Consider the following 12561-nt stretch of genomic DNA (forward strand, 5'->3'; position numbering starts at 1 on the left):
GCCATGACGGGACATCGTATGGCATGGGCCGCGGGTCTGGCGCTCGCGATCACCACGTTGCTTGCCACCCCGGCCCCCGCCCAGAAGGGCGATCTCGCCGCACAGGGGGCGCGGATCAACGCACTCAATCAAGCCGGCAAATATGCGGAAGCGTTGCCCCTGGCGCAGGCTATGGTCGCGAACCTGGAGAAGGCCAACGACGGTCGCGAACTGTCCGCCGCGCTCAACAATCTCGGCCAGGTCCATGCCGGTCAGGGCCGCGACGATCTGGCCGAGCCGGTCTACAAGCGCGCCATTGCGCTGATGGAAAAGTCGCTCGGCCTCGATACCGGCTTGATCGCGCCGGAGCTGAACAATCTCGCCGCGCTGTATCAGCGACAGGGCCGCTTCACCGAAGCCGAACCGCTGTTCAAGCGCGCGCTCGCCGTCAGCGAAAAGAGCCTGCCGCGCGAGCATCCCGATGTCGGCCGGGCCCTGAACAACCTCGCCACGCTCTACGTGAAGCAGGAGCGCTTTGCCGACGCCGAGCCGCTGTTCCGGCGTGCGCTCGCGATCTATCGGAAAGCAGCCGGGCCCGAGCATCCCGCGGTCGCGACCGTCCTCAACAACATCGGTCAGGTCGATCGCGACCTCAATCGCGACGCCGATGCCGAGGCTCCGATCAAGCGCTCGCTCGCGATCCGTGAGAAGGTGCTGGGGCCGGAACACCCCGACGTCGCGCGCTCGCTCAACAATCTCGCCGGGCTCTACGAGCACCAGCAGCGTCATGCCGATGCCGAGCCGCTTTATCGTCGCGCGCTGGCGATCCGCGAGCGTGCACTCGGACCGGATCATCCCGATGTCGCGACTTCGACGAGCAATCTCGCCCATTTCCTTCAGGCGACGGGACGGACTGCGGACGCTCTGCCGTTCGCACAGAAGACGCTCGCCGCCAATCGTGCCCAGCTGCGTGTGGTGTTGCCGATCCTGTTCGCTGCCCGGCAGCAATCGCTGCTGGCGGACGAGAAGGCGCTCGACGATGCGCTCGGTGCGATCCAGCGCGGCACGCAATCCTCTGCCGCTTCCGCCGTGAACAAGCTCGCGGTGCGGCTCGCCGCCGGCAGCGACCGGCTCGCCGAGCTCGTACGCAGGGATCAGGATCTCGCGGCCGAATCCGACGCGCTCGACAAGGCGATCGTCGCGGCGGTGTCGAAGCCGCCCGCGCAGCGCGACGTCGCGGCCGAGCAGCGCAGCCGCGCGCGGATCGCGGCGATCGCGAGCGCGCGCAATGGATTGCAGAAGACGCTCGCAATCGAGTTTCCCGACTATGCCTCGCTCTCCAACCCGCAGCCGCTGACCGTGAAGGAGGTCCAGCCGCTGCTCTCAGCCGACGAGGCGACGGTGATCTATTCCGTCGTCGACAGTCGGAGCTATGTCGTGGCGATCACGCGCGACGGCGTCGACTGGAAGGAAATTTCTCTCGGAGCGGATGCGCTGGCGCAGAAGGTGGCCGCCTTCCGCAGGGGCCTGGATGTCGGCAAAGCGCGCGATGCCTCCGGTAAATTGGGATTGTTCGATCTTGCGCTCGCGAACGAGCTCTATGTCGCGCTGCTCGGCCCCGTGGAGGCGCTGACGAAGGACAAGCGCAGCCTGCTGGTCGTGCCGTCGGCCGCGCTGACCGCACTGCCGTTTCATCTGCTGGTCACGGAGAAGCCGCAATCGGCGATCCCGGACCGGCCAGAAGGTTATCGCGACGCCGCCTGGCTGCTGCGGCGTCAGGCCGTCTCGGTGCTGCCGTCGGTGATCAGCCTGAAATCGCTGCGTGCCTTTGCCCGCAGGGATCACGGCGTCAAGCCGATGACGGGCTTCGGCGATCCCATGTTCAACCCTGCAGCCGAAAGTCCTGCCGACCGGCGCGCCGCAAGCGGCAAGATCGCCGCGCGCGGCATCGCAACGATGGCCTACGCCGAGTTCTGGCGCGGCGCTGGCGTCGATCGCGCGCGGCTGGCGCAGGCGCTGCCGCAGCTGCCCGACACCGCCGACGAACTGAATGCGGTGGCGAGGGACGTCGGCGCCGCCGCGGTCGAGATCCATCTCGGACGCGATGCCAGCGAAACGACGTTGAAGCGTGCAGCGCTTGCCCAATACGGCATCATCTACTTCGCCACCCACGGCCTCGTTGCCGGCGACGTCAAGGGACTGGGCGAGCCCTCGCTCGCACTCTCCATTCCGGATGAGCCGTCGGAGCTCGACGACGGTCTACTCACCGCGAGCGAAGTGGCCCAGCTCAAGCTCAACGCCGATTGGGTGGTGCTGTCGGCCTGCAACACCATCGCGGGCGACAAGCCCGGTGCGGAGGCGCTGTCGGGATTGGCACGCTCGTTCTTCTACGCAGGTGCCCGCGCGCTGCTGGTTTCGCATTGGGCCGTGGATTCGGAAGCTGCCACCCGCCTGACCACATCGACGTTTGCGCTGCTCAAGGACGAACCAAGGATCGGTCGTTCCGAAGCCTTGCGCCGCGCGATGCTAACCTATCTCGACGACGTCTCGTCACCACGCAACGCCTATCCCGCGATGTGGGGACCGTTCGCGCTGATCGGCGAGGGCGAGGTAAGATAGGAAGCCGCTACACGGATTGTGCGACGCAATAACCGGAAGTAACGCGCAAACGCGCATTTGGTTGCGCGATCATTCGTACTTTTCTTGATGCGCCCGCTCAGAGCTGACATGCGCGACGTTTGGCGCGGTCCTTGATTAAACCAAATCCTGCGGGATCAGCTTGGCAACGCCAGCGTTCATCAGTATTACGTCGTTCAGCCGAGGCCGAACGGCCCATTGATGAAGATGACCGCGGTGGCGCTAAACTTGTCGCGCTGAGTGTCGCGGGTTCTAGGAGGATTCTTTCGTGCAAGAGACGGGCGTGCGCAACGGTGCCTTCGGCGTCGACAAATTCGGCTTAAAGAATCTCAAACAGGTGCACTGGAATCTCGGTGCGCCGCAACTCTATCAATACTCGCTTGCGGCGGGTGAGGCGGTGCTGTCCGCCGACGGTGCACTCTGCGCCGACACGGGCGAGTTCACCGGGCGCAGCCCGAAGGACAAGTTCACGGTGCGTGACGCCACCACCGACAAGAAGATGTGGTGGGCCGGCAACCAGTCGATCACCGCGGAGCAGTTCGAGACGCTCTACCAGGACTTCCTCAAGCACGCCGAAGGCAAGAAGCTGTTTGCGCAGGATCTCTACGGTGGTGCCGATCCGGCCTACCGGATCAAGACGCGCGTCTTCACCGAGCTCGCCTGGCACTCGCTGTTCATCCGCACGCTGTTGATCCGCCCCGAGGCGATCGAGCTGTCGACCTTCGTGCCGGAGCTCACCATCATCGACATGCCGAGCTTCCGCGCCGATCCTAAACGCCACGGCGTGCGCTCGGAGAACGTCGTCGCGATCGATTTCGCCCGCAAGATCGTCCTGATCGGCGGGTCTTATTATGCCGGCGAGATGAAGAAGTCGGTCTTCACCACGTTGAACTATTATCTGCCCGAGCGCGGCGTGATGCCGATGCACTGCTCGGCCAATGTCGGCGCCAAGGGCGACACCGCGATCTTCTTCGGCCTGTCGGGCACCGGCAAGACCACGCTGTCGGCCGATCCGAACCGCACGCTGATCGGCGACGACGAGCACGGCTGGGGCCCGAACGGCGTCTTCAATTTCGAGGGCGGCTGCTACGCCAAGTGCATCAAGCTCTCGAAGGAAGCCGAGCCGGAGATCTATGCGGCCTCGACGCGCTTCGGCGCGGTGCTCGAGAACTGCGTGCTCGACGAGGATACCCGCGTGGTCGATTTCGACGACGGCTCCAAGACCGAGAACACGCGCTCGGCCTACCCGCTCGACTTCATCCCGAACGCCTCGCGCACCGGCCGCGCGCCGCAGCCGAAGAACGTGGTGATGCTCGCCGCCGACGCCTTCGGCGTGCTGCCGCCGATCGCAAAGCTGTCGCCGGCGCAGGCGATGTATCACTTCCTCTCCGGCTACACCGCCAAGGTCGCCGGCACCGAGCGCGGTCTCGGCAACGAGCCGCAGCCGGAATTCTCCACCTGCTTCGGCTCGCCATTCCTGCCGCTCGACCCCTCCGTCTACGGCAACATGCTGCGCGACCTCATTGCCCAGCACAATGTCGACTGCTGGCTGGTCAACACCGGCTGGACCGGCGGCAAATATGGCGTCGGCTCGCGCATGCCGATCAAGGTGACGCGCGCGCTGCTCACCGCCGCACTCGACGGAAGCCTGCGCAACGTCGAATTCCGTACCGACAAATATTTCGGCTTCGCGGTCCCGACCGCGCTGCCGGGCGTGCCGAGCGAGATCCTCAACCCGGTCAACACCTGGAAGGACAAGGACGAGTTCGACAAGACCGCCCGCGCGCTGGTCGGCATGTTCCAGAAGAACTTCGCCAAGTTCGAAGCCCAGGTCGACGCCGAGGTGCGCGCTGCCGCGCCGGACTTGAAGCTGGCAGCGGAGTAAGCGCTCTGTCGTCAATGCAAAAGGGCGGCCGCAAGGCCGCCCTTTTTTGTTTGTCGCACGAGCGCAAAGCACATACTCGGCGTCGTCCCCGCGTTCTCGGGGACGACGCTGGGGAGAAAGCTCACGCCTTGAAATAGGCGATCTGCGTCGTGGTTGCGAGCAGCCTGCCGTTCGGCGACCAGAGCTCGGCGTTCTGGTCGGCATAGCTCTTGTGCATGATCTTAGAATCGGCCGTCGCGAGCACGCGGGTGATGTCTTCGCTCGCGAGCTCTGCGCTGTCGGTGTGGAAATAGGTCGTCAGCGACACCGTGCCGAATGGCACCAGTTCGCGCCGGGCGTGGAAGATGCGGCCGAAGAAGGCGTCCGACATCGACATCAACGACAGCATGTCGAGCTTGCGCGGCGTGCGGTCGCTGATCCAGATCTTCGAATAGGTGCTGGCAAGCTCGGCCTGCGGCGGGCCGATCCGCATCTCGCCCTCGACGAAGCGGAATTCGTACTGATTGGCCCAGGACGCCGAAATCTTGGGGAACGGCAGCGTCTCCTCGAACGGCTTGGCGTCCGGGGCCTTCGCCACCCTGTGCTCCCAGGACGGCCGGCGCTCGGCGAACACCGCGGTGGCGAGCGTTGCGACCTCGCCGCCGCCCTGGCTGAGCTCGACGCTCCAGTGCTGGCTGGAGCGGTTGGCCTTCACCAGCCGCACGTCGAGATCGAACGGGCCCTTGGCGATCGGCGCGCAGTAATTGACGGTGAGGGCGAGCGGATCGCCGGCGGCTTGCGGATGCTCGATCAGCGCCCGCAAAATGGTCGCGGCGGTGGCGCCGCCGAACGGGCCGACGAAAGCCCAATAGTAGTCGCTGGTGTGCCCCTGCCAGCTGGAGTCGCCGGCGGTGACGCGGGTGGCGTCGTCGAACGGGTGCGGGAGCTTGGCGTGCATTGTCGGTCCTCGATGCGTCCCGGCGTCATTGCGAGCGCAGCGAAGCAATCCAGAGTCTTTTCGCGGAGACAGTCTGGATTGCTTCGCTGCGCTCGCAATGACAGTGGTTGAGGTTGCGGCGCCGCTATCACCCGGCGCCGGCTGGGGATGATGACGATCATATCATCATCCGTTTGCCGAGATGCAATAACCTCGCAGGTAACGCCGCTTCCACGCCGCGGAAAATCAGCCCGCGGCGTCGCGCAGATTCGGCAGCAGCGGCGTGGTCGGGTTGACCGGCACGTTCCAGATCTCCTCGGCATATTCGCGGATGGTGCGGTCCGAGGAGAACCAGGCCATGCGCGCGACGTTGAGGATGGAGGCGCGTGTCCATGCCGACGAGACCAGCCAGCGCGCATCGACCGCACGCTGCGCCTCGTAATAGGAATCGAAATCGGCGCTGACCATGTAATGGTCGAGATAGCGCAGCGCATGCGCGATGGATTCGAAGCGGCCGGGCTCGCCGGGCGAGAACTCGCCGGCACCGATCGCGTTGATGGCGCGCTGCAGCTTCGGCGAATTGCGGATCACGTCGGAGGCGTCCAGCCCCTGTTTGCGGCGGATCATCACGTCGCCGGCCTCCATGCCGAAGATCGCGATGTTCTCCGCGCCGACATGATCGCGGATCTCGATATTGGCGCCGTCGAGCGTGCCGATGGTGATGGCGCCGTTGAGCGCCAGCTTCATGTTGCCGGTGCCGGAGGCTTCCATGCCGGCGGTGGAGATCTGCTCGGAGAGATCGGCTGCGGGAATGATCACTTCGGCGAGGCTGACATTGTAGTCGGGCAGGAACACGACCTTGAGCTTGCCGTCGATCGCGGGATCGTTGTTGACGATTTCGGCGACGTCGTTGATCAGCTTGATGATCAGCTTGGCGTAGCGATAGCTCGCCGCCGCCTTGCCGGCGAAGATCTTCACCCGCGGCACCCAATTGCCGTTTGGCTCGTCCTTGATCGACTGGTAGAGCGCGACGGTCTCGATGACGTTGAGCAGCTGGCGCTTGTACTCGTGGATGCGCTTGATCTGCACGTCGAACAGCGCGCTCGGATCGACCTTGATGCCGAGCCGCTCGCCGATCAGGCGCGCCAAGGCCGTCTTGTTGTGATGCTTGACGCCGCGGAATTTCTTCTGGAACTCGACGTCGCTGGCGCGCGCCTCGATCAGCGAGAGCTGGGTGGGGTCGTCGAGCACGGCATCGCCGCAGGTCTCGCGCAACAGGTCGGTCAGCTTCGGGTTTGCCAGCATCAGCCAGCGCCGGAAGGTGATGCCGTTGGTCTTGTTGGTGATGCGGCCGGGATAGAGATGGTTGAGATCGTGGAACACGGTCTCGCGCATCAGGTCGGAATGCATTGCCGAGACGCCGTTGATGCGGTGCGAGCCGACGAAGGCGAGCTGGCCCATGCGCACCCGGCGGCCGCTCTTCTCGTCGATCAGCGATACCGAGGCGCGGAAGTCGATGTCGCCGGGGCAGCGCGCCTCCGCAAGGGCCAGATGCTGCACGTTGATGCGGTAGATGATCTCCAGATGCCGCGGCAGGAGGCGTTCGAACAGCTCGATCGGCCAGGTCTCCAGCGCCTCGGGCAGCAGCGTGTGGTTGGTGTAGGAGAGTGCGGCAACGGTGATTTTCCACGCCTCGTCCCAGCGGAAATTGTGCAAGTCGACGAGGATCCGCATCAACTCGGTGACGGCGAGGCTCGGATGGGTGTCGTTGAGCTGCACCGCGACCTTGCTCGCGAGGCTGCGGAGCTGGCCGTCGGAGGCGAGGTGCCGTTTCACCAAGTCCTGCAGCGAGGCCGAGACGAAGAAATATTCCTGGCGCAGTCGCAGCTCACGTCCCGCAGGGCTGTCGTCGTTCGGATAGAGGAACTTGCAGATCGCCTCCGCGCGTGATTGCTCGGCGCTGGCGCTGACATAATCGCCCTTGTTGAAGGCGTCGAGCTTCAGCGGATCGGGTGAGCGTGCCGACCACAGCCGCAGCGCATTGACGTGCTGGCCGCGCCAGCCGACGATCGGCGTGTCATAGGCGATCGCCTGCACGGTCTCGCCCGGATGCCAGATGGCGCGGTCGCGGCCCTTGTCGTCGACATGCTCGACGCCGCCGCCGAAATTGATGTCGTAGATCACCTCCGGCCGCTGCAATTCCCAGGGATTGCCGAAGCTCAGCCATTCGTCGGGATATTCCTGCTGCCAGCCTTGGTTGATGATCTGGCGGAACAGGCCGTAATCATAGCGGATGCCGTAGCCGATCGCGGGGATCGAGAGCGTCGCCATGCTCTCCATGAAGCAGGCGGCGAGCCGGCCGAGGCCGCCGTTGCCGAGCGCCGCGTCCGGCTCGCATTTGCGCAGCTCGGACAACGAAACGCCGAGATCGCCGAGCGCGACCTCGAAGATCTTCAGCAGCCCCATGTTGTTGAGCGCATCGGTGAACAGGCGGCCGATGAGGAATTCGAGCGAGAGATAATAGACCCGTTTGCGCCCGGCATCGTAGCTGTGCTTCTCGACCGTGAGCCAACGATGCACGATGCGGTCGCGCAGAGCCAGTGCGGCGGCCTGGTACCAGTCGTGCTTGGTCGCCATCCCCGCGTCCTTGCCGATGGCAAGGCGCAGCTTCGCCAGGATCGCGCCCTTGATCTCAGCCAGCGCGAGTTCGTCGATGGGCTGTCCGGGGGCCGGAAAACTGGGTTGGAACGATGTATCCTGCAAAGCCGTCACTTCCTGGGTCGAAAGAACTCTTACCAATCTACGCGTCCTGCCCTTGCACCGGAACTGCCGCCCGTGCGGTCGTGCACTGCGCTGGCGCGAATTTATGCAAGGAACGGGCCGAGTTGGGAACCCGGGCGAGCACGGAGAAACCGGGATTCGGTGCTAGATTACGAAAGATTCAGCCATCAGTGTGGAGGAGCCGCCCCATGAGACCGCTGACACGACTGCTGACGCGACTGCCGATCGAAATCGCCGCTGCGGCCCTGCTCGTCGTCTGCATCAGCGTCACCAGTGCGGCGTTTGCCGCCGGCAAATCCGGTCGCAGCGCCGACGGTCTCAGCTGCGGCTTCACGGTCCCGCAGAAAGCGTCGCCCGCAGCCCGCTGCGCTGCGATCAAGCGGCAATGCGGCGGCAAGTTCTACGCAAATGCGTGCGGCGACAAGCTGCTGTCCGCGGCGAATTGAAAGCCGCCCGAGATCCGGCGAACTCAAGCCGCCTTCGTCTGCACCGTATCGCAAAACTCGGCGAGACGATTCGCAAGCCGCAGCGTTGCCGGGCTGGCATCCGGCGCAGCCATCAGTGCGAGCTCGGTCTTGTTGATCGGCGCAAAGCCCTCCTTCGCCGTCAGCACGCGGTGCTCGGACTGGATCGACATCTCCGACAGGATGCTCAAGCCCATGCCGGCGGCAACGGCGGCCTGGATGCCGGCGAGATTCGATGAGGTGTAGGCGGTGTGCCAAGTGCGGCCCGCGCTTTCCAGCGCGTGGATGGCGCCGGCGCGATAGAGGCAGCCGAGCGGAAAGCCGATCAGCGGCACCGACGGCACGTTGACGTCGACCGGATGGCTCTTGCTGGTGACCCAGTGCACCCGCTCGGGCCATACCGCGATCGCGTCCTTTCCGCCGGCCTCGCGCTTGTAGAGCGCAAGATCGAGCTCGCCGCGTTCGAGATCGCGCGCCAGGTGCTTGCTCTGGTCGGCGCGCACGTCGAGCCGCAGACCCGGATGCGAGCGCGAGAACGCACCCAGCAATCTGGGCAGCCGGTACGCCGCGAAATCCTCGGGGATGCCGAGCCGGATCGCGCCTTCGCCGCCAGGCTGGCGCAGCACGTCGCGCGCCTCCTCGGCGAGTGTGAGCAACCGCCGCGCATAGGACAGAAGCCGCTCGCCGGCCTCGGTCGGGCGCACGTCCTTGCCGTCGCGGTGCAGCAGCTGCTGGCCGACATCCTCCTCCAGCCGCTTGATCTGCTGGCTCACGGTCGACTGCGTGCGGTGGACGCGGGCGCCGGCGCGGGTAAAGCCGCCGGCCTCGACCACCGAGACGAAGCTGCGCAGGAGGTCGAGATCGAGCACGGCTGCCTTCATTCGAAAATCCACTGAAGCTGAGTTAATCATTTAATTTCCAAATGACAAGCGATCCCTCTAGATCGAGGGCAAGAAAAAACATCCGAGAATGCCCCCATGTCGCTCGCCACCTCGCTTCCCGCGCCCCGCAGCCGCTTCACCACATTGCCGTTTGCCATCGGCCTGTTCTGCCTGCTCTGGAGCTATGCCTTCGTCGCCGGCAAGATCGGCGTCACCCATTGCCCGCCCCTGATCCTGCTCGCGGCCCGCTTCTCGCTGGCCGGCATCCTGATTCTCGTTGCGACGCTGATCCGCGGCGACGATTGGTCATTGTCCTGGCGCGACGCCGCCGTCTTCGCCGTGCTCGGCATCGCCAACAACGCGCTCTATCTCGGCCTCGGCTACACCGGGTTGCAATCGGTCTCCGCCGGCCTCGGCGGACTGATCGTCTCGGCCAATCCGGTGTTCACGGCGGCGCTCGCCGCGATTCTGCTCGGCGAAGGCATGACCTGGCGCAAGGCGAGCGGCCTCCTGCTCGGCGTGATCGGCGTGACGGCGATCGTCTGGCATCGCCTATCAGTCGGCACCGATTCCCTGCCCGGCATCGTCTTCACGCTCGCCTCGCTGGCCTCGCTCGTTTCCGGCACCATCCTGTTCAAGCTGCTGGCGCCGAAGGGGTCCTTATGGATCGGCAACGGCGTGCAGAACCTCGCCGCGGGCATCGTGCTGGCACCGGTCGCGCTCACCTTCGCCGATGTCAACGCGATCGACTACACGCCGAGCCTGATCGGTGCCTTCGCCTTCCTCGTGCTCGGCGGCTCGATCCTCGCCTACTGGCTCTGGTTTCATCTGCTGGAGGTGTGCGGCGCCACCGCCGCCAGCGCCTATCATTTCCTGATGCCGCCGCTCGGCATGCTGTTCGCGTTCCTCGTGCTCGGCGAGCACGTCGAGGCGCGGGACCTGCTCGGCATCGTTCCGGTCGCGCTCGGCATCTATCTGGTGACGCGGCCGGCGAAGGGAGCGGCGTGAGGAAGCCGCCACAATCTCAACTGTCATGCCCCGGCTTGACCGGGGCATCCAGTACGCCGAGGCGGTTGTTGTGAGGGCGAGCTATCCAACGAGGGTCTCTTGGATACTGGATTGCCCGGTCAAGCCGGGCGATGACGAGAGGAGAAAGTGGTGCGTCTTCGCAATGACGGAGTGTGCGGCTAGTCTTTCCTGAACACTATCGAGGCCATCCACCCTGTCATCAGCGCCATCGCCACCGTGGCGAGACCGTACAGGAACCCGTTCTGCCGTGCGGTAGTGGCGACGAACTGCTCGAAGCCGACCTTGACGATTTCGAACGCGGTCTCGGTCTTGCCGATGAATGCGCCGTTCGCAAACAGCTTGATTTCGATTTCATAGGTCCCGATCGGCACCTCCGCGGGCAGTGGAATGCCGGTGCGGAACAGCGTCGGGGTTAGGAACGTCACCGCGCTTCCATCCTCGCGATAGAGGCCGCGCTGGGTGCGCAAGCGAATGAAGGCCGAGCGGAACGCATCGTTCGGCACCACGTCGGCGTAATCGCCGCCGACCCGCTGGGTCAGCAGCACGTTGTTGAGCCCGATCTGCTGCCGCCGTGCGATCTCGGGCGAGGTGATGGCATCGAAGGGGCGGTTGGCGAAGAGTGCCAGATAGCTCGGCACCTGCAGGAACTGCCGGTAGTCGGTATTGATCCAGATGCCGAAGGTGCGCTCCTTGCGCCGCGTCACCATGTCGGCGCGCGGGCCCATCACGGTGACGACGAGATCGTAGGCCGTGCGGTCGGGCGGCGTCGCGGCGTCCCTCTCGACCGAGCCGAACAGCACCAGCTCCTCGCCGGAATAGTTCGGCGTCACCGTGACGCGATGGTTGGAGACCGACACGATCAGTCGCTCGGCCCGCGCAGCGCCGGCGAGCAGCAGGACGATAAGGAGGGCGAGAAGCGCGCGCGTCATCCGCTCACTCCCAGCTCGCGAATGGTGAAGAGATCCGAGGGCTGGATCACCAGCTCGATCGCGAAGCGGACGCCGACCGAGAGGATCAAAAGGCCGAGCAGCAACCGCAGCTGCTCGCCGCGGATCTTCTGGCCGGCCCGGGCGCCGAACTGCGCGCCGGTGACGCCGCCGACCATCAGGATCAGGGCCAGTACCGCGTCGACGAGGTGGTTGGTCACGGCGTGCAGCATGGTCGCGAACAGCATCGTGACCAGCGTCAGCACCATCGAGGTTCCGATCACCGTCGAGGTCGGCACCCGTAACAGATAGATCATGACCGGCACCAGGATGAAGCCGCCGCCGATGCCCATGATGGCGCCGATGAAGCCGATCACGATGCCGACGACCACCACGGGGATGACCGAGAGATAGATCTTCGAGCGCTTGAACCGCATCTTCAGCGGCAGGCCGTGGATCCAATTGTGCGTGCGCCGCGGCGGCAGCGCGCCGCGCCGGGTCCGCATCAACGCGCGCAGGCCTTCCGAGAACATCAGGCTGCCGACGGTGGTGAGCAGCACGACATAGGACAGCGCGATCATCAGATCGAGCTGGCCCAGCGCGCGCAGCTGCGTGAACGTCCAGACGCCGAGAGCCGTGCCGGTCACGCCGCCGCAGAGCAGAACGCTTGCCAGCGCCGGATCGATCGCGCGCCGTCGCCAGTAGGATAGGGCGCCGGAAAAGGACGAGGCCGCGATGTGGCTCGCAACGGAGGCAACCGCCACCGCCGGCGTGATGCCGATGAAGATCAGCAGCGGCGTCATCAGGAAGCCGCCGCCGATTCCGAACATGCCGGAGACGAAGCCGACCGCGGCCCCCATGGCGAGCACCAGGAAGACGTTGACCGGAAGATCGGCGATCGGGAGGTAAAGCTGCATTGAGCCACGCACCGGCGAGACGGATCGACCAACGCGGAATGCTCGCGGAAAGGGCGGAACGATTGCCGCGCCCCTCAATAGCGGAATTCCCTGGTGGGCGGGACCGGGAACTTCGCGCGTGGTGAATGGCTGCGATTGATTGGTTG

General features: G+C 65.2%; 9 protein-coding genes. 4 read left to right on the forward strand and 5 right to left on the reverse strand.

Annotation, left to right across the window (positions count from 1 at the left end):
* The first annotated feature begins 3 nt into the window (after positions 1-3).
* Positions 4-2598, forward strand: coding sequence for a CHAT domain-containing tetratricopeptide repeat protein (locus ABIG06_RS14965; RefSeq protein WP_370137594.1), 2595 nt, complete (start codon positions 4-6; stop codon positions 2596-2598).
* Positions 2599-2884: 286 nt separating this feature from the next.
* A complete protein-coding gene (locus ABIG06_RS14970) occupies positions 2885-4501 on the forward strand; it encodes a phosphoenolpyruvate carboxykinase (RefSeq protein ID WP_124161249.1) in 1617 nt (538 codons plus the stop codon).
* 121 nt (positions 4502-4622) lie between these two features.
* On the opposite strand, the gene ABIG06_RS14975 is transcribed toward ABIG06_RS14970, so the two are convergent.
* Entirely contained in the window at positions 4623-5438 is an 816-nt protein-coding gene (locus tag ABIG06_RS14975; RefSeq protein WP_124161250.1) for an acyl-CoA thioesterase, read from the reverse strand.
* A 225-nt stretch (positions 5439-5663) separates the two neighbouring features.
* Positions 5664-8180: a glycogen/starch/alpha-glucan phosphorylase gene (locus tag ABIG06_RS14980; RefSeq protein ID WP_370137596.1), complete on the reverse strand. Its 2517-nt coding sequence runs from the start codon at positions 8178-8180 to the stop codon at positions 5664-5666.
* A gap of 206 nt (positions 8181-8386) precedes the next feature.
* Here ABIG06_RS14980 and ABIG06_RS14985 point away from each other — a divergent pair, with 206 nt between their 5' ends.
* On the forward strand, positions 8387-8644 hold the full coding sequence (locus ABIG06_RS14985; RefSeq protein WP_124161251.1) for a hypothetical protein: 258 nt from the start codon (positions 8387-8389) through the stop codon (positions 8642-8644).
* Between the two features lie 23 nt (positions 8645-8667).
* Here ABIG06_RS14985 and ABIG06_RS14990 read toward each other — a convergent pair whose 3' ends face one another.
* On the reverse strand, positions 8668-9531 hold the full coding sequence (locus ABIG06_RS14990) for a LysR substrate-binding domain-containing protein (RefSeq protein WP_370140858.1): 864 nt from the start codon (positions 9529-9531) through the stop codon (positions 8668-8670).
* 108 nt (positions 9532-9639) lie between these two features.
* On the opposite strand from ABIG06_RS14990, the gene ABIG06_RS14995 reads away from it, so the two are divergent.
* A complete protein-coding gene (locus ABIG06_RS14995) occupies positions 9640-10551 on the forward strand; it encodes a DMT family transporter (RefSeq protein WP_370137599.1) in 912 nt (303 codons plus the stop codon).
* Positions 10552-10730: 179 nt separating this feature from the next.
* On the opposite strand, the gene ABIG06_RS15000 is transcribed toward ABIG06_RS14995, so the two are convergent.
* Both ABIG06_RS15000 and ABIG06_RS15005 read right to left on the reverse strand, forming a co-directional pair.
* Positions 10731-11501 carry a TIGR02186 family protein gene (locus tag ABIG06_RS15000; RefSeq protein WP_370137600.1) on the reverse strand — a complete coding sequence of 257 codons (771 nt, stop codon included), beginning with the start codon at positions 11499-11501 and terminating at the stop codon, positions 10731-10733.
* The gene (locus ABIG06_RS15005; RefSeq protein ID WP_124161255.1) at positions 11498-12415 is read right to left on the reverse strand and encodes a sulfite exporter TauE/SafE family protein; all 918 of its coding nucleotides are present in this window, start codon (positions 12413-12415) and stop codon (positions 11498-11500) included. The genes ABIG06_RS15000 and ABIG06_RS15005 overlap by 4 nt, the downstream gene beginning before the upstream one ends.
* Positions 12416-12561: the final 146 nt, after the last annotated feature.

This window comes from Bradyrhizobium sp. USDA 326 (assembly GCF_049739485.1).
Classification (GTDB): domain Bacteria; phylum Pseudomonadota; class Alphaproteobacteria; order Rhizobiales; family Xanthobacteraceae; genus Bradyrhizobium.